The following is a 16,627-nucleotide window of genomic DNA, read 5'->3' as shown; positions in this document are numbered from 1 at the left end:
TTTCGGCTATTTCTGAGACGCCTTGCGCGACCAATAGCGCCATGGCGTAAACCAGTATTGACGCCCTCCAAGGCGCTCGGCAACCGGGTCGAAGCCACTGGTGCCGCCTGGTCCGCAGCGTGCGACGCGGAACAAGGTCAGCCATCCACCAGACCACAGTCCGTGGCGGCCAATGGCCTCATATCCATATTCGGAGCATGTGGGAATATGACGGCAGCCATTACCAAGAAAGCCTGAGAGCGTCAGCTGATAGAGGCGAATGAGGCCCATGCCGAAGAGTCGGCCAGGCGTCTTTCGAAATGGACCGGCCCAATTACGAGAGCGGTTTGCAGGCTTGTGCGGCTTATCGTGACAACCGGGTTGTCCGCACATGAGATCAACTCGCCTCGGACAGAGGCTGCTTCGCCTCCAACTGATCCAGACAATCACAGACCGCCTCGAAGGTCAGCATGGTCGAGGCATGGCGAGCCTTGTAATCCTTAACGGGCCTCAAGACCCGCATGTCTTCGAAACGCCCCTCTGGCCCCTCGCCGCCTGCCGTCAGCATATCGATCATGTCCTGGCGTGCCTTACGAATTTCGGATCGGCTCGCACCAACGACATGATGCGCCATGATCGAGGAGGACGCCTGCCCAAGGGCGCAGGCGCGCACCTCATGGGAGAACTCGGACACCCGATCGCCATCCATCTTGATGTAGACCTTGACCTTGGAGCCGCAGAGCTTGGAATGCTTCTGCGCTTGCGCATCGGCATCCGCCAGGACGCCAGCGAGCGGAATGTTGCCGGCAAATTCCAAGATACGGTTGTTATAGATGTCGTCCATGGTCGATATCTCACGTAAAAGCTCGAGAACAGTCGAGCGCCGTCATCATTTTCTAAACGATGTGTCGCTCTGGGAAAAGCTTTGCTGCCCTTGGCGGACGTAATATGTTAACTCACTATCCGTACATCAAGGTTTGATGAAATAATGGAGGCAAGGCGCGCACACTCTTGCCAAAATTCGGAAAAACAACCAGATAGCAGCACGTGGCGCGCGAGCGTCGTTGCAGGACGTGTTCAGGTGTGGCCTTGAACCACACCGGGAGTTAAAAAATGGATGCAATCGTGAAGAATTTTCCTGGCGCTGGCGCGACGGACGATGTGACAAAAGCGCGACCAACGCAGGCTGAAGCCGAGGATGCCGTACGCGTCCTTCTGCGCTGGGCTGGCGACGATCCGGCCCGTGAAGGCTTGCTCGACACGCCGAAGCGCGTGGCCAAGGCTTATCGCGAACTGTTCTCCGGCTACGACCTCGATGCCAAGGATGTTCTTGGCACATTCTTCGAAGAAGTCGGCGGCTATGACGACATCATTCTCGTGCGTGACATTCCTTTCTTCTCGCATTGCGAACACCACATGGTGCCGATCACCGGCAAGGCGCATGTCGCCTATCTGCCGAATGGCCGGGTTCTTGGCCTTTCCAAGATCGCTCGCGTCGTCGAGATTTTCGGGCGTCGCCTGCAAACCCAGGAAACGATGACGGCACAGATCGCCTCTTCGATCGAAACGACGCTGAAGCCTCGCGGCGTCGCCGTGATGATCGACGCCGAACATATGTGCATGTCCATGCGCGGTGTTCAGAAGCAAGGTTCCACGACTTTGACGACGAGCTTCACCGGCGCGTTCAAGAAGGATCCTGCCGAGCAGGCTCGTTTCATGTCCATGGTGCGCAACCGCTAAATCGGTTGCCACCCTCTCACAGAGGATCTCATGTCCGCCATTTTCCCAGCCGCGCCGTCCGATAAGGTGGCGCTGGAAGCATCCGGGCCGTTCTCGCCGAAGTTCGACGCAAATGGTCTCGTGACTGCGGTCGTCACCGACATCAAAGACGGTGAGTTGCTGATGGTCGCGCATATGAATGCGGAGGCGCTGAAGCTGACGCTGGAAACGGGCATTGCGCATTATTACAGCCGCTCGCGGGACAAGATCTGGAAGAAGGGTGAAACCTCCGGCAATCTTCAGACGGTTCGCGAGTTCCGCACGGATTGCGATCAGGATGCCGTTTGGCTGAAGGTCTCCGTCGCTGGACACGATGCCACCTGCCACACTGGCCGCCGTTCCTGCTTCTACCGCATAGTGACGATGGAAGACGAAAGCGCGATAACCACAATCACTGACGACAAGCGGCATTTTGACCCGGAAACAACCTATGGTTCACCCTCCTCATCTTGAGGAGTGGAATCTTTTCGATTTCTTTGCCTTTTGCTACGATCATGTGACAAATCCTTGAGGAGACTCGCGGTTCGCGGGAGATGCAAGTGGGAGGCGTCGAATGCTTGGATGGGGAATAAACCGCGATAATCCATCGTCCGCGACGACACTCGGCACCCTGGAGAAAATCACGCCTGCGCCGAAGCCAACACTTCCCCCAAATCGCATAGCACTGGCGCTTGGTGGCGGCGCTGCTCGTGGATGGGCGCATATTGGCGTGCTGCGAGCACTCGACGAAGCCGGGGTGAAGATCGGCATGATTGCCGGTACGTCCATCGGCGCCCTTGTCGGCGGTTGCTACTTGGCCGGAAAGCTCAACGAACTGGAAGAGTTTGCCCGCTCACTGACTATGCGCCGCATTGCCGGACTGCTGGACCTGACGATTGGCGGTAGCGGACTGTTTGGGGGCCTGCGGCTGACCAAGCGCATGCAGGAGCATCTCGAAGGCCTCACCATCGAAGATCTTGAGCATCCCTTTATCGCGGTTGCGACCGAACTGCGCACCGGCCACGAAGTATGGATTCACCAAGGCAATCTGATCACCGCACTTCGCGCATCCTATGCCCTGCCCGGCATTTTTGAACCGGTGCGCTGCAACGGCAGGACGCTGATCGATGGCGCCCTCGTCAATCCGGTACCGGTCTCCGTTTGCCGCGCCCATGAGCAAGCTCTGGTCGTTGCGGTCAACCTCAATTACGATATCTTCGGTCGCTCTGCCGTAGTCAAACACAGTGCGGGTACTGGTAGCAAAAGCGAGGCCGAAACGCCGATCACAGCCACATCCAGGATAGGCTTGCCAGGCGTCATGGTTCAGGCGTTCAACATCATTCAGGATCGTATTTCACGGGCGAGACTGGCTGGCGATCCGCCTGATTTGACGCTTCATCCGCGTATCAGCCAGATCGGTCTTTCGGAATTCCATCGCGCTGCCGAGGCGATCGACCAGGGCTATGAAGAGACCCGTTCCAGAATTCCCGAATTGAAGCGCATGCAGCAGGTGTTTCAACCCTGACAGTATGAAAGGCAGGCTAAGTGCCTGCCCTTCATCTACCCGCTCAAAGACCAACGCTCATCAGCCTGCAATATAGGCTTTGATGTGCTCCGCTTCCGTCTCGATCTCGCTGATGCGGGCCTTGACCACGTCACCGATGGAAATGATGCCTGCCAGACGCCCATTGGCCTCTACCGGCAGGTGACGGAACCTGCCGCCCGTCATGATCTCCATCAGATCGTCCGTGGTGGTTTCTTCGTTGCAGCGGGTCACATTCTTGGTCATCACGTCGGAAACCCTGGTTTCCAGGGCTGCTGAGCCTTTGGCGGCCACGGCACGCACGAGATCGCGCTCTGTAAAGATGCCAAGGACTGCACCCTTGTGGTCGGTGACAACGACGGCACCAATACAATGCTCGTAGAGCGTCACGGCAGCATCCGCGATCGTCATATCGGGATCGACCGTCACGACCTCCCTACCCTTGAGATCGAGAATTTCTTTCACAAAAATCGGCATGCGTACCTCCCTTGTCCGTTGCCGCCCGGCTATCGCACTCAAGTCTCCTCCCTGAGAACGAAGCACCGTCTTCAAATTTTTGCGCTCCCTCGACGGGGAAAGCAACTGAATTTCAGGCTACAGTATCGGCCAGAAAATCAGGATGCGTAGATTTAAAGATTTAGAGCGTCCGAAAAGACGCAAGGCGCTCTCGAACAGACTTCAATCGATTGAGGCAGCTTTGTTTTCCGGCGCGGCTTTTGGATCGAACAGGCCGAAGAAAAGGAAGCCGAAGAAGAAACCGAAGATGTGAGCGTCCCACGCCACCTCCCCGCCGACATCACCAAACAGGGGGAAGCCAACGGCAATCAGCGCATTACCCGCGAGCCACCCGATCGTGAAGATCAAAACCGTTCTATTGGTCAGCGCTTGAAAAATACCCTGGCGCGGAAGAAGGTGGCCGAAGGACGGATGATAACGCTGCCCGCGGGGCGGAAACGCGAAGCGGCAAGCTGCACCCATGAGGGCTGAGACCACGCCGGAAGCACCAATCAGAACCGTGATGCTGCTCCAATCAAGAGCCGCATGACCAAAAGCGGAAATCGCCGCAGAAATTATCCAGAAGAGAATAAATCGAGGCGTGCCGATGCGGCGTGCGACGGGCGCACCAAACGCCATCAGCCATAGTCCGTTGAACAGGATGTGCTCAACACCACCATGGAGGAAGGAATAGGTCAGCGGCGTCCAGAGCCATTCCAGGCCTTGCTGCGCCAAGGGAATGGTATAACGCGCCGGGATGAAGCCAAAGGTGAAAAGGAAAGCACCGTAGGTCTCATCCGACATCAGATAGGCAGAACCCGCCTGGATGGCGATCATAAAGCCGAGAACAGCGACCAGAATGAATGGAAGGTTGAAAATGGGTTGCTTCTGGAGCGGCGGGCGATCGTCTTGCGGCTCTTGCAACTCACCGCCCTCATGATGCGTCATTCTCATTTCCATTTCATATCGTTCGACCCTACGCGAGCAATATAGGAAGGTCCGTGCAAATAAAAGCGGCGCGATTGCGCTACAAGCCTGATACGGCCTCTTTCCACATCACCAGATGCCTGAGTTCAAGATGAAAACGGTCATCTCTATCGTTCGATTTGCGCTCACACGAACGCCTATTTCGGGGCATAACAGTTTTGCGCCAGAACGAGACAGTCGAGCGGCGGTCCTTCGATGATATCTCGTCATTCTCCTCAAATATTGGTGTACGACAAAACAGTCTGTTAACCCGCCCGTAGTAAAACATGGCTTGTCTTTTTCTTCATGCAACATAGCGCTGGCAATGTTTTCATCAAATCTCGCACACACCCATGTTTCGAAATCAGTCGACACCGCTGAACCACCGGTTACCGTCGGTCTTTCCGGACGTCTTATGTTGCCGACGGAAGATGAGTTTGACTGCACTGCCACGGAAATGACGGCAGAAAGCGCGCGGCTGACATGTTTTGCCAGACCTAACCGCAACGACCGTATCATCATCTATCTGCAGCATATCGGCCGCGTCGAAGGCAAGGTTACGCAATTGACCGCCGACGGTTTCTCGGTTGCGATCGCTGCGACGGAACGCAAGCGCGAGAAACTCGCCGCTCAATTGGCGTGGATCGCTAAACGTCAAGCGCTCGGTCTGCCGGAAGACAGACGTCATGACCGCCTGACGCCGCGACATGCGAATGCCTCGCTTCTCTTGAACGACGGCAATACAGTTGCTTGCCGCATCATCGACCTTTCGCTCTCCGGTGCGGCTATCGAGATCGACCCGCGCCCGGCGCTTGGCACCACCGTTCGTCTGGGCAATATGGGCGGACGTATCGTTCGCCATTTCATGGAAGGCGTTGCGATCGAGTTCGACAGTGTTCAGTCTAAGGACGCGCTGATCGAGTTTCTCTGACACTTTTTCGCGATAGAATTTCAGAACCGGCAACGCCAGGCGTTTGCCGGTTTTTTGCTGCTTTGTGGTCATCGCCTTTTCCGGCTGATCTCGCCCGGACCATGCGCCAATGTTGCAGATGAACTTGAGCTCTGCCTGTCACCTGTAAACAGCACTCGTAACGAGCCGTCTTTCCAAACAACCTCATCGTCAAAAACGACGCAGACGCTTCCCGAGAGCCGGATATCGACCTGCTCCAAAACGGGATTCGAAAGAAAATTCAGGAAAAAACGCAAAAAAAGATGATTGAATTGCGATTTTTTCTGCAATCAAAAGAAGAATTTTAAGTCAATTTAGTCGTTGGACGCGTGTTTTCAGAGCCGAAATAGAATTAATAAGCGGTTGAGAGCTGCCCCATCACGGACTTAGACCGTTACGTCCGTTAACCCTATTTCCCGCAACAGGCACCGGAATATTGGCAAATTGCAGCTTTCGCTCAGCGAAGGCGCTAACTCGATTGCTAAAATACTATTCAAATTCCATTCAAATAATCATCAAATAAGCCGTTGTTTTTGCTTAATTTAAGCTCGAATTTGAGCACGGTTTTTTGCCTGCGATCAAAATGTCAATGGCATTGTCCTCCTCACAACGGGGAGACAAGATATGAAAAAATACAGCCGTTTGGGACTTACGATTTTAGCACTGGCCATTGGCGCATTCGCCCAGCAGGCAGAAGCGTCGCCCGGTGCAGCAATGCGAATTATCGGAAAGGCCAATCCTCCGATCGGGCATTACGAGTTCTGCCAGACCTACCAGAGCGAATGCCAGCCGACCTCGGCAGACATGGGCCCGCTGCGGCTGACGGAAGAAACCTGGAAGATGATGCTGGACGTGAACTACACGGTCAACACCACCATCACGCCAGCGACCGACATGGAACTCTATGGTGTCGAAGAGCGCTGGGCCTACCCGACCACCGCGGGTGACTGCGAAGACTTCGTGCTTCTCAAGCGCAAGATGCTGATGAACAAAGGCATCTCCGCCTCCAACCTGTTGATCACCGTCGTTCTGCAGCCAAATGGTTCGGGCCACGCCGTCCTGACCGTTCGCACAGACCGCGGTGACTTCATTCTCGACAACCTGCGCAATAAGGTCATGGACTGGTCGGACACCGAGTACACCTATCTGAAGCGCCAGGATTCTGCCAATCCAGGCCGCTGGGTGAAAATTCAGGATGGCCGCAACGTCAACGCTGTTGCCGGCATCAAGAACTGATCGCAAGGTGAGCGTCAGGACGCCTCTCCGCAGCCCGGCGCAATTCGAACAGTGGACGTAGAAAAAGCGCACACGTTCACAGAACGTATTTCCAAGGTTTAGGCAGGTCGCTCTACCCCGTGTCGATCCTGCCCCAGAACCGGCTCCGTTGCCCCCGGAGCCGGTTTTCCTGTTTTGAGGCAAGGTTTGTTGTCGCTCCACGCGAAACGGGTTGTCTGATGTTCTTGAGCGCTACAGAAGCCCGAGCTCGGCAAGTTCCCGCCGCAGGTCGGAGGGCATGTCTTCCGCAATGCCTGCGCCGCCCAGATCGCGCGGGGCTTCCTCGTCCTTGAGATAACGCCATCCCTGGAAAGGCCGTTTTGGGGCAGGTGAAGTCTCGATGACTTCCGGTCCCAGAACCAGATCGCAACGCGTGATGCCGTCGCCGCCGGTGAATGAGCGGATGTCGAGAAGTCTCTGACGGGCCTGTACCTGCCCCTTGATCACCCAGTAAAGTGAGCCGCCGTCGAGCAACTCCTCCATGCGTTTTGGGATCATGCGTGTGGTGTGGACGCTGTGCGGTTCCAGCCCAGCCGCCATTGCGGTGAGAGAACGTTGGGACACCCATTCGCGCAAATCCTCGATGGAATCCGCGCCGACGCAAAGCTTGATCAGATGTAGAGCCATGCCGCTATCAATGCCGTTTCGACGGACGCGTCAAGCGCCCGTCAAACAATCGCGCCATCAAATGTCAACATTCCACGACATTGACCGCGAGGCCACCGGTAGAGGTTTCCTTGTATTTCTCGCTCATATCATTGCCCGTCTGACGCATGGTCTCAATACAGGCATCGAGTGGGACGAAATGCTCCCCATCTCCCTTCAAAGCCAGAGACGCAGCCGTGACGGCCTTCACCGCGCCAAGGGCGTTGCGCTCGATACACGGTACCTGCACCAGTCCTGCGACCGGATCGCATGTCATGCCAAGGTGATGCTCAAGCGCGATCTCGGCGGCATTCTCCACCTGTGCCGGCGAGCCACCCATAACCGCTGCCAGACCTGCCGCCGCCATAGCAGCCGCAGAACCCACTTCACCTTGGCAACCGACTTCCGCCCCGGAGATAGAGGCATTGTGTTTGATGATGCCGCCAATCGCGGCTGCCGTCAGCAGGAAGTCGCGAATATCGTCGACGGAAGCATCCTCATGGAAGTGGCGAAAATAGCGCACGGTGGCTGGCACGACACCAGCAGCTCCGTTTGTGGGAGCTGTTACGACGCGACCACCAGCGGCATTCTCTTCGTTCACCGCCATGGCATAAACGCTCAACCAGTCATTGGCGAGAACGGGATTAAGCCGGTTGCTGCGCCATTCGGCGTTGAGCTTATCATGGATAGAGCGCGCGCGGCGGCGAACCTTCAGACCGCCCGGCATAATGCCCTCGCCTTTCAGGCCGCGTTCTATACAACCGTTCATGGCCTCCCAGATCTGGTCAAGGCGGCTGTTCAGCGCGTCGCGGCTCATCACCGTCTCTTCATTGGCGCGCTTCATCTGAGCGATGGTCCGGCCCGAGCGCGCTGCCATGTCCAGCATCTCCTTTGCTGTAGCAAAGGGATAAGGCACTTTCGGGCCGTTATCGACCGTCTTTCCGCGCTGGCGCATGGCGTCAAGCTCGGTATCGGTCACCACGAAGCCGCCACCGACGGAATAATAAATGCGCTTCAAAAGCATCCTGCCCTGATTGTCATAGGCAGAGAAAGTCATGCCGTTGGCGTGACCGGGAAGTGGATTCTTCTTGTCGAACACAAGATCTTCGTCTGGACGAAAGGCGTAGGACGGATGACCGGGCGGCGTGACGAGACCGGTGCGCTCGACCGCAGCGATAATGCCGTCCATGGCATCTGGATCGACCTTGTCCGGCTTCTCCCCTGTCAGCCCCAGAACCACAGCTCTGCCCGATCCATGTCCAATGCCGGTAAAGGCGAGCGAGCCGTGCAGGCTGACCTTGATGGCAGATACGGCGGCACCCGAAGGCCGTGGCCAATCATCCGACAGGATCAGTTCAAGAAAGCGATTGGCGGCCGACATGGGCCCCATGGTGTGGGAGCTCGAAGGTCCGATGCCGATTTTGAACACGTCGAAGACGGAAAGAAACATTCTGGGATGCCCTATGTATAGACCTATTGGTGCAACTTTATCGGAAGCGCTCGGCACGAACCATATCAAAAAGCGGCCAAAACTGTGTCGGTAGCGCTATAGCGACGACAGCGTCAGCCCAAACAGCAACCAATTTTCAGAGGGCACGATTCCTAGACTCAAAGAAGATGGAGCGTCGTTTGGCATCCTAACCGATTTACGGCGCTATAGGGCGCCTCAGAACGAAAACAGCACGGCTCTCGGGAGGCCGCGCTGTTTTACGAAAAAAACTTTTTAAAAAAGTGAGATGCTTACGGTGTACCAAAAAGATAGGTCAATGCGAGAAAAGCAGCGAAGCCTGCGAGTGCGCGTAACGTTACACCCCAGCAGGATTTCTGAGCGGTTTCTTCCATGATTACTCCAGCGTGTTCACTCTTCGGGCGGCTCTTTCAGCGCGTCCCGTGGCGCAACCATCTATTAAAAATGTGTGACGAAGGCAAATGCAAAAAGAGGCTAAACCAAGGCGAATTCTGTGACCTGCCATACGTGCAGCGCATAGGTGTGTGAAAAAACAAGCGCTTAATCCAGGGCGTTGCGCTGGAGCTGTCAGCTCTGCGATCTTAATTTCGACAAGAGTGTAAAAGCTTGACGGCGCACGCTGATAGAACGGCTTATTGCCTGTCGAAATCGTTGTGACGTTCAGATGGAAGATGAGTGGCAAAGAGGTAGCTTGAAAAGGGCATATCTCTGGACTACCGGAAGGAAACTCAAGGAGAGCAGGGAATCATGCAGAACGCTTCATCAGCCTTTCCAGACCGGGACACAGTGGCTTCGAAGATTTCGACGCTGAGCGCAGACGATCAGGCATGGTTGAAACTGCTGCTGGAGAATCCACAGCAGGACGAAGCGTTGCTGGAGGGTCTTCTTGTCTATCTCGATAAGGAATCTCAGTCGCGCTTTCTCAATGCCCTGAAACTCGAAAAATGCGGCAAGTGGTTTGGTGACAACGCCCCTGCCCGCCTGCAAATCCGCCTCCACGAGGTGGCCAAAAGCAGCCAGCACCCCGCCTATAATGCCTTCAAAAGCGGAGTCGCCAAGTCCGGCGGGTTGGAAAAGGCCTACCCCAAATCGCCTCTATAGGTCCGGCACACCTTCAACGACCGCGATGATGGGACCCATTGGAAAAAGGTCGTCACGTCTGCCCATTGCAGGGATATCGACGCTTGAGATCGTGCCATCAAGATAAAGCGCGTTATCCGTCTTCAATTCGTCGCGGAACAGGGTGGCGAAATCATAAAAGCGTACCGGGTCTTCCGAGATTGCAAAATGCACAATGCCGTCGGACGAAACGCCAACGCCGTTTCGGCGTTTGAAGCTGTCGCTATCGGGTAGGAAACGCGGATGAATTTTTCCATCGATGAGGAGCATCGGGCCTGATTGCGTGGCAAGGTCGGGTTTGAGGTTAGCATTCAGGTAGGCGCTGGTTTCGCGCACCCCGGCTTTCCCGTCGGCAATGAAGAAAACGCCGTTCGGCTGCATGTGGAAATTGCCCCAGCCCCCCGCTGTGCTGATAGGTGTCTTCTCGATCTTGTTGTCGATGTACAGTCCAACTGGCGACAGATCGGAATGATACATGCCGCCATTCATCGCAAAGACGATGAATTGGTGTCGCCGCCACAGGGCCGACGACAGTGCCGCAAACCCACCATAGGAAGTGCCGGTGACTTCGTCTCGACTATAAAGCCGGATATCTGCCTTGCGCGGGTCAAAGCTGCAGACCGTGTAGGCGGCGCTGACATGTTCCATTCTGAGACAGTAGGAAGGTAATTCGCTACCGCGAACTCGTGTTGCAAGAAACAACGACAAAAAATATATTACAAACCGACGCATATTTCCCCTTGGCGCAAGTAAAGAATCATCGTTTCTATTGGTTGGGCGCCGATGCGCCGCATAAGCGAGATTCAAAAGACCTGAGACGAGGCCAACTTCTTTCCAGACGGACTTTCCGCCTGAATTGAGGCCTTAGCACTACAATCCAATAAGAAAACACGTTCCGTTTTATGATGAAGCGGTTGTCGATCGCGGGCGATGATACGGCTCGAACACAAGATCAGGGGTTCAGACAGTGCCAGTCATTACATTTGCAAATACAAAAGGCGGTGCCGGAAAAACGACGGCCGCCGTGATCGTAGCCAGCGAGCTTGCGCGGATGGGACACCGCGTCACGTTGCTGGATGCGGATCCGCAACAATGGACGTCTAGGTGGTACGGGCTGACGCAAGCCCAGAAGAACCTATCCGTCATCTCAGACGTGAGCGACGACACCATCGAGGGGCATATCAAAGACAGCAAGAAGCGCGGCGGTTATGTTATCGTCGATCTTCCCGGTGGTCGATCACCACTTATGGCCAAGGCCATCGGCCTTGCCAACCATGTGCTTATTCCAGTGCAGGGCTGCGCCATGGACGCGGTGGGCGGCGCCGAAGTGCTCAGCCTTCTGAAAGACCTCGCAGATCGCTGTGACATCCGTATTCCTCATTCGGTTATCCTGACGCGCATAAGCCCGATCATAACCACTCGCTCCATGCAGGCTGTCAAATCCTTGCTCGCAGAGAAGATGGTGCACGTGCTTGGCACCCCCCTCATCGAACGTGCTGCCTATCGCGACATGTTCGTCGTCGGCGGTGCGCCGCACATGATGGATCCCGAGAGAGTTAGCAATTTGGACAAGGCGTGTGAGAACGCCCAGGCATTGGCGTTGGACGTTGTCAGCCTCGTTCCACCGAAAGCAGTCGCGGCGAAATCCGCCAAATCGACTGGCACGAAGGCGGTCGCTACAAAGCCGGCTAAGAAAGCGGCTTAGAACACCCGGCTGCCCAGCGAAATGGCGTAAAACCTCTTTCGCCTCCCATGCCTTAAAAATAGAAAGCCGACGATCTCTCGCCGGCTTCAAGTTTATCAGTGGCACACTATGCCTTTACGACATTAACGGCGCGCTGCGTGATCTACACGGCGTCCTGCATCCTGCGTTGCATCGACAGCGTTTGCCGTGTCGCGGCCCACGCCGCGAATGGTGTTGCCGCAAGAGCTGAGGCTAGCGACCGTAACGAGAATGGCAGCAACGGTTGCGAGTGCGCGTGTCGTCATATTTGAAAACTCCCCTTGGGCCTGCGGTTGCAGGCGTGATCTGTGACGCACAAAAAACGCCGCAAACTCAGCGGGGTTCCACGCATTGTCAAAAAAACGTGAGGATGAAACCTATTTTATGTCCCGGGCTTCGCCAACCTGCGCGACATCGCGGAATGCGTTGCGAATACTATCGGCAACTGCCTGGATAGGGCGGGACACCTTGTCAGTCATGATGAGGCGAATATCGAAACTGCCAAGCGGCGGCAGCCCCTCTCTTTCTCCGAGGATGACCATGTCGTTCTGAACATAGGATCGAGGCAATGGCGCTATCGCTAGGTCAGCTTCGATCGCTGCTCTCTGTGCCATGGTGTGACCACTGAGATAGGCGACCCGATAAGGACGGTTACGCTTGTCCAGGGCGTTGATCGCCTCGGAGCGCCAAATGCATCCATCCTCCCATATCGATATCGGCAATGGATCACGAAGATGCGCGGTGCCGCATTTGGCCCCGGCCCAGACCAACCGTTCGCGCATCAAGACTTCGCCGGTATCGCGCAACGGATGGGAGGCGCAATTCACAAGTGCCAGATCAAGCCGCTGCTCGTCGATGCGCTTGTAAAGTTGAGAACTGGAGTCGATCGTGACGTCCACCATGATCGCGGGAAAGGCTTCCGCAAAGCGCTTGAGAATGCCGGGCAGCAATCCGCGCTGACCAAGATCATCGGGTGCGCCCAGCTTCACGACGCCGGACAGATCCGGCATGACAAAGCGGGACACTGCCTCATTCGACAGCGCGATCATTCTTCTGGCGTAGGTTAACAATGTCTCGCCATGTGCCGTCAGCGTTACGGACCGCGCATCACGCAGAAAAAGCGTCGTCTTCAACTGCTCTTCAAGCTTTTTGATCTGCATGGAGACCGCTGATGGTGTGCGAAACACGACTTCTGCAGCCGTCGAGAAATTGCCTGTCTCAGCAATGGCGACGAAGGTGCGAAGGATATCGTTATCGAGCAGGGGGAGCGGCTGGCGAAATGAAACAGTCATGACCGTGTCCGTCAATTTTTCTGAATGATAGATCGATATCATTTCGTTTGATTGAATGTCAAGCGACGTCCATTCTTCTTCCCAGACAGAAGCAGCCTTGGTGGTGCACGAGTTAAAACAACACAAAATGTCATGAGTGACATAAGCGTCATTCAGTTGATTGATGGTTTTAGCAAGCGCATAGCTGGTGATGTCTGGACAACAATAGACACTAAAGCAGAAGGAAGGAGCACTAAAATGACTATGATAATCCTGCATGAAGAAACCGGTAGCTGGCTTCGGCTCCGGCCCCCATCCTGGATATCCCGCGTGATCCGCGCCGGGTTTCAGCTGCACGCCTCCTGGCAACGCAGACGCAATCTCCACATTCTTGAAAGTCTGCCTGCAGATACATTGAAGGACATTGGATGGCCCGCCAACGACACCATCCGCAACTGAATGGACGCAAAAAAAGTTGTGCCCATGTGAAAGAGTAGATGGCTCGCCCTACATCCCGGCGGGCCATTTTTTTGCGCTGCGGAACAAACCACTGGCAAGCCAGTTTCACTGGGTCACTTCATCACGAGGAAACCCATGTCCAAGTTTGGCTCCAGCATTCAGCCCGGCGACTTCACACGCCTGGGCGCCAATTTCGATGGCGACGGCGTAAATTTTGCGATCTTCAGCGCATGTGCAGAACGAGTTGAACTTTGCCTGTTCGATGAGACAGGCAACACTGAAATTGAGCGCATCACTCTTCCAGAATTTACCAACGAAATCTGGCACGGCTATATTCCGGGGCTTAAGCCCGGCGCTCTTTATGGCTATCGTGTCCATGGGCCTTACGATCCAGAGAATGGCCATCGCTTCAATCCCAACAAGCTGCTGGTCGATCCCTATGCGCGCGAACTGGTGGGCGATATCCAATGGGGTCAGGAACAGTTTGGCTACGACCTGAACGCCGAGGACAAAGACCTGTCCTTCAACGAGGCCGACAGCGCATCCAAGATGCCCAAGTGCCGCGTGATCGATCCCAAAGACTATGACTGGAGCGGCGACAGTCGCCCGAACATCCCTTGGTCGAAGACAATCTTCTACGAGACGCACGTCAAGGGGTTCACCAAGCTGCACCCTGCCCTGCCGGAAGACCTCAAGGGCACCTATGAAGGGCTTGGGCATAAGGATGTGGTTGCCTATATCAAAAGCCTCGGCATCACGTCGATCGAGCTTCTGCCAATCCACTATTTCCCAGACGACTCTCATCTGCTCGACAAGGGCTTGAAGAACTTCTGGGGATACAATTCCCTCGCCTTTTTTGCACCGGCATCGCGCTACTACGGTCCGCGGGCCATGGCAGGCTTCCGGGATATGGTTCGCGCCTTCCACGATGGCGGCATCGAAGTCATTCTCGACGTGGTCTATAACCACACGGCGGAAGGCAATGAGCTCGGGCCAACCCTCTCGTTCAAGGGTATCGACAACTTCTCCTATTACCGCACCATGCCCGATCAGCCGCGCTATTACATCAATGACACGGGAACGGGAAACACCGTCAACACCTCGCACCCGCGTGTCCTGCAACTGGTGACGGACTCACTGCGCTACTGGGCGGAAGATATGCATGTGGATGGCTTCCGCTTCGACCTCGGCACCATATTGGGTCGCGAACCGGAAGGTTTCGACCAGCGCAGCGGTTTCTTCGATGCCGTCGGTCAGGATCCGGTGCTGTCTCGCCTGAAGCTCGTTGGTGAGCCATGGGATATCGGCCCCGGCGGTTATCAGGTCGGTGGCTTCCCTCCCGGCTGGGCAGAGTGGAACGACAAGTATCGCGACACCGTGCGTGAATATTGGAAGGACGAGGATGGCACCGCTGGCGACTTTGCCGCGCGCGTTCTCGGTTCCGGCGATGTCTACGATCTACGTGGCCGCAAGACATGGGCCAGCGTCAACTTCATCACCGCGCATGACGGCTTTACGCTAAACGATCTCGTCTCCTACAACGAAAAGCACAATGAGGCGAATGGCGAAGACAACAAGGACGGCCACAGCGATAATCGCAGCTTCAATTATGGTGTCGAAGGTCCGACGGATGATGAAGGCATCAACGCCGTTCGTGATCGCCAGAAGCGCAACTTCCTAGCAACCCTACTGCTGTCTCACGGCACCCCAATGATCCTTGCGGGGGATGAGTTCGGCCGCAGCCAAATGGGCAATAACAACGGCTACTGCCAAGACAGCGATCTCAGCTGGGTACACTGGGAAGGCCTGCCGGAAAGCGCCGAGACGCTGCGTGACTTCACCCGGCGCCTGATCGAACTGAGGCAGACTCACTCGGTGCTTCGCCGGGACAGCTGGCATGATGGCACCCATGTAACCTGGCTTAACCCAGGCGGTGGCGAGCAGAAGCCTGAACACTGGCAGGACCCGGGCAGCACCTCTCTCGGCCTGCGCCTAAGCCGCGAAGGCGGCCCGGATGGCGACGAATGGAACGACGTTCTCATTCTCTTCAATCCTCACGAAGGTGATGTCGAATTCAAGCTTCCGGAAGTCGAGAATGGCTGGACAACGGAATTGACGACCGCAGACCCCACTGTCACCGGCAATCAAATTGCCAACGCACAGAACTACATGATGGAGGGCCGCAGCCTGGTTATGCTGCGCGCTGCGTAAAATCATCCCACAAACAAGGATTTAAGGACAGAAGCCGGAGCGCCCCTCCGGCTTTTGCTTTATGGGCAAAACCGATCGTCACCGCGATCCGCCTCGCGCCCAAGAGTATCGGCGGGAAAATGGAATCGTTTTCGCAAACGCACGATACCTGTCTTCAAAGGTTCAGAGCGTCCCGCGTGCATCGAAAAGGACGCGATGCGTTCTAAATCTCAGCGCGCCGAAGCGCCGACCAGACGCAAGCCCCGACGCTTCTTCAAGAGCTTCGCCTTCGCCGCGATCGCAGAGCGAACGGCGAAAAGAATGTCGTCGAAATGATAGGGCTTGCTGAAGAAGCGTGCGTCGGCTGGAAGATCCAGACCTTCGGATGCATGTCCCCCAGAGGTGACGACGACTGCAATGTGATGTTGCGACCGGTCCAGTATCTCGACGAGATCAAGCCCGGATAAACCGCCCGGCATGTCGATATCCGTGACCACTGCTGCGATCTGCTCATTCATCCCGAGCACACCCACGGCCTCCAGCACATTGGATGCTTCCAGAACGCGGTAGCCTTTCTCTTCCAAGGCATCCACAAGGGCAAATCGAATGATCGGTTCGTCTTCGACAACCAATACCGTCACGCCAGCTTCCTGCATACGCAATACTCCGCTTTAAGCTTGGACCGGTCAGCATGAGGCTCGACCGTTCACGTGCTGTGGCACCCGATGGGCGGCGGTGGCTTCGACGTCCGCCATCCCATCTTTCCAACAGAACGCGCAATTCGGCG

General features: G+C 55.8%; 18 protein-coding genes. 8 read left to right on the top strand and 10 right to left on the bottom strand.

Features of this window, described 5'->3' with window-relative positions; translation table 11 throughout:
* Positions 1-6: 6 nt before the first annotated feature.
* Together yidD and QE408_RS15655 are read right to left on the bottom strand one after the other, a co-directional pair.
* Positions 7-372, bottom strand: a complete 366-nt coding sequence (gene yidD / locus QE408_RS15660; protein ID WP_306932759.1) for a membrane protein insertion efficiency factor YidD — start codon at positions 370-372, stop codon at positions 7-9.
* Positions 373-376: 4 nt separating this feature from the next.
* On the bottom strand, positions 377-823 hold the full coding sequence (locus QE408_RS15655) for an iron-sulfur cluster assembly scaffold protein (RefSeq protein WP_306932758.1): 447 nt from the start codon (positions 821-823) through the stop codon (positions 377-379).
* 269 nt (positions 824-1,092) lie between these two features.
* On the opposite strand from QE408_RS15655, the gene folE reads away from it, so the two are divergent.
* From folE to QE408_RS15640, 3 genes are all read left to right on the top strand, one after another.
* Entirely contained in the window at positions 1,093-1,719 is a 627-nt protein-coding gene (gene folE, locus QE408_RS15650) for a GTP cyclohydrolase I FolE (protein ID WP_306932757.1), read from the top strand.
* A 30-nt stretch (positions 1,720-1,749) separates the two neighbouring features.
* Entirely contained in the window at positions 1,750-2,211 is a 462-nt protein-coding gene (gene hisI, locus QE408_RS15645; RefSeq protein ID WP_306932756.1) for a phosphoribosyl-AMP cyclohydrolase, read from the top strand.
* Positions 2,212-2,311: 100 nt separating this feature from the next.
* The gene (locus tag QE408_RS15640; protein WP_306932754.1) at positions 2,312-3,262 is read left to right on the top strand and encodes a patatin-like phospholipase family protein; all 951 of its coding nucleotides are present in this window, start codon (positions 2,312-2,314) and stop codon (positions 3,260-3,262) included.
* Positions 3,263-3,322: 60 nt separating this feature from the next.
* Here the strand turns inward: QE408_RS15640 and QE408_RS15635 are convergent, their stop codons facing one another.
* Both QE408_RS15635 and QE408_RS15630 read right to left on the bottom strand, forming a co-directional pair.
* Positions 3,323-3,757, bottom strand: coding sequence for a CBS domain-containing protein (locus QE408_RS15635; RefSeq protein ID WP_306932751.1), 435 nt, complete (start codon positions 3,755-3,757; stop codon positions 3,323-3,325).
* Between the two features lie 201 nt (positions 3,758-3,958).
* A complete protein-coding gene (locus QE408_RS15630) occupies positions 3,959-4,723 on the bottom strand; it encodes a rhomboid family intramembrane serine protease (protein WP_306932749.1) in 765 nt (254 codons plus the stop codon).
* Positions 4,724-5,066: 343 nt separating this feature from the next.
* Here QE408_RS15630 and QE408_RS15625 point away from each other — a divergent pair, with 343 nt between their 5' ends.
* Positions 5,067-5,672, top strand: a complete 606-nt coding sequence (locus QE408_RS15625; protein ID WP_306932748.1) for a PilZ domain-containing protein — start codon at positions 5,067-5,069, stop codon at positions 5,670-5,672.
* Between the two features lie 642 nt (positions 5,673-6,314).
* Positions 6,315-6,926 (top strand): transglutaminase-like cysteine peptidase, encoded by a 612-nt coding sequence (locus QE408_RS15620; protein WP_306932747.1) that lies wholly within the window; start codon positions 6,315-6,317, stop codon positions 6,924-6,926.
* A 231-nt stretch (positions 6,927-7,157) separates the two neighbouring features.
* Here QE408_RS15620 and QE408_RS15615 read toward each other — a convergent pair whose 3' ends face one another.
* Entirely contained in the window at positions 7,158-7,592 is a 435-nt protein-coding gene (locus QE408_RS15615) for a DUF1489 family protein (RefSeq protein ID WP_306932745.1), read from the bottom strand.
* A 64-nt stretch (positions 7,593-7,656) separates the two neighbouring features.
* Positions 7,657-9,060: an L-serine ammonia-lyase gene (locus QE408_RS15610; protein WP_306932743.1), complete on the bottom strand. Its 1,404-nt coding sequence runs from the start codon at positions 9,058-9,060 to the stop codon at positions 7,657-7,659.
* A gap of 765 nt (positions 9,061-9,825) precedes the next feature.
* On the opposite strand from QE408_RS15610, the gene QE408_RS15605 reads away from it, so the two are divergent.
* Positions 9,826-10,179 (top strand): hypothetical protein, encoded by a 354-nt coding sequence (locus tag QE408_RS15605; RefSeq protein WP_306932741.1) that lies wholly within the window; start codon positions 9,826-9,828, stop codon positions 10,177-10,179.
* Here QE408_RS15605 and QE408_RS15600 read toward each other — a convergent pair.
* Positions 10,174-11,004: a phosphodiester glycosidase family protein gene (locus QE408_RS15600; protein WP_306932739.1), complete on the bottom strand. Its 831-nt coding sequence runs from the start codon at positions 11,002-11,004 to the stop codon at positions 10,174-10,176. The genes QE408_RS15605 and QE408_RS15600 overlap by 6 nt on opposite strands.
* A 160-nt stretch (positions 11,005-11,164) precedes the next feature.
* Between QE408_RS15600 and QE408_RS15595 the strand changes: the two genes are divergently transcribed.
* Positions 11,165-11,902 carry a ParA family protein gene (locus QE408_RS15595; protein WP_306932737.1) on the top strand — a complete coding sequence of 246 codons (738 nt, stop codon included), beginning with the start codon at positions 11,165-11,167 and terminating at the stop codon, positions 11,900-11,902.
* A 122-nt stretch (positions 11,903-12,024) separates the two neighbouring features.
* Here the strand turns inward: QE408_RS15595 and QE408_RS15590 are convergent, their stop codons facing one another.
* Both QE408_RS15590 and QE408_RS15585 read right to left on the bottom strand, forming a co-directional pair.
* Entirely contained in the window at positions 12,025-12,186 is a 162-nt protein-coding gene (locus QE408_RS15590; protein WP_306932736.1) for an entericidin, read from the bottom strand.
* A gap of 111 nt (positions 12,187-12,297) precedes the next feature.
* Positions 12,298-13,254, bottom strand: a complete 957-nt coding sequence (locus QE408_RS15585) for a LysR family transcriptional regulator (protein WP_306934818.1) — start codon at positions 13,252-13,254, stop codon at positions 12,298-12,300.
* Between the two features lie 531 nt (positions 13,255-13,785).
* On the opposite strand from QE408_RS15585, the gene glgX reads away from it, so the two are divergent.
* Positions 13,786-15,861, top strand: a complete 2,076-nt coding sequence (glgX, locus tag QE408_RS15580; RefSeq protein ID WP_306932735.1) for a glycogen debranching protein GlgX — start codon at positions 13,786-13,788, stop codon at positions 15,859-15,861.
* Positions 15,862-16,070: 209 nt separating this feature from the next.
* Here the strand turns inward: glgX and QE408_RS15575 are convergent, their stop codons facing one another.
* On the bottom strand, positions 16,071-16,481 hold the full coding sequence (locus QE408_RS15575) for a response regulator (RefSeq protein WP_306932734.1): 411 nt from the start codon (positions 16,479-16,481) through the stop codon (positions 16,071-16,073).
* Between the last annotated feature and the right edge of the window lie 146 nt (positions 16,482-16,627).

The organism is Agrobacterium larrymoorei (assembly GCF_030819275.1).
GTDB classification, from domain to species: Bacteria; Pseudomonadota; Alphaproteobacteria; order Rhizobiales; family Rhizobiaceae; genus Agrobacterium; species Agrobacterium larrymoorei_B.
The sequence above is the reverse complement of the archived record's forward strand: the minus strand, read 5'-3'. Positions and strand labels throughout refer to the sequence as shown.

Coding starts and splice junctions, on each gene's coding strand:
- QE408_RS15640 (WP_306932754.1), top strand. CDS start 2,312: ATGCTTGGATGGGGAATAAACCGCGATAATCCATCGTCCGCGACGACA.
- yidD (WP_306932759.1), bottom strand. CDS start 372: ATGTGCGGACAACCCGGTTGTCACGATAAGCCGCACAAGCCTGCAAAC.
- QE408_RS15615 (WP_306932745.1), bottom strand. CDS start 7,592: ATGGCTCTACATCTGATCAAGCTTTGCGTCGGCGCGGATTCCATCGAG.
- QE408_RS15630 (WP_306932749.1), bottom strand. CDS start 4,723: ATGACGCATCATGAGGGCGGTGAGTTGCAAGAGCCGCAAGACGATCGC.
- folE (WP_306932757.1), top strand. CDS start 1,093: ATGGATGCAATCGTGAAGAATTTTCCTGGCGCTGGCGCGACGGACGAT.
- QE408_RS15625 (WP_306932748.1), top strand. CDS start 5,067: ATGTTTTCATCAAATCTCGCACACACCCATGTTTCGAAATCAGTCGAC.
- QE408_RS15620 (WP_306932747.1), top strand. CDS start 6,315: ATGAAAAAATACAGCCGTTTGGGACTTACGATTTTAGCACTGGCCATT.
- QE408_RS15605 (WP_306932741.1), top strand. CDS start 9,826: ATGCAGAACGCTTCATCAGCCTTTCCAGACCGGGACACAGTGGCTTCG.
- QE408_RS15635 (WP_306932751.1), bottom strand. CDS start 3,757: ATGCCGATTTTTGTGAAAGAAATTCTCGATCTCAAGGGTAGGGAGGTC.
- QE408_RS15655 (WP_306932758.1), bottom strand. CDS start 823: ATGGACGACATCTATAACAACCGTATCTTGGAATTTGCCGGCAACATT.
- QE408_RS15585 (WP_306934818.1), bottom strand. CDS start 13,254: ATGATATCGATCTATCATTCAGAAAAATTGACGGACACGGTCATGACT.
- hisI (WP_306932756.1), top strand. CDS start 1,750: ATGTCCGCCATTTTCCCAGCCGCGCCGTCCGATAAGGTGGCGCTGGAA.
- QE408_RS15590 (WP_306932736.1), bottom strand. CDS start 12,186: ATGACGACACGCGCACTCGCAACCGTTGCTGCCATTCTCGTTACGGTC.
- QE408_RS15610 (WP_306932743.1), bottom strand. CDS start 9,060: ATGTTTCTTTCCGTCTTCGACGTGTTCAAAATCGGCATCGGACCTTCG.
- glgX (WP_306932735.1), top strand. CDS start 13,786: ATGTCCAAGTTTGGCTCCAGCATTCAGCCCGGCGACTTCACACGCCTG.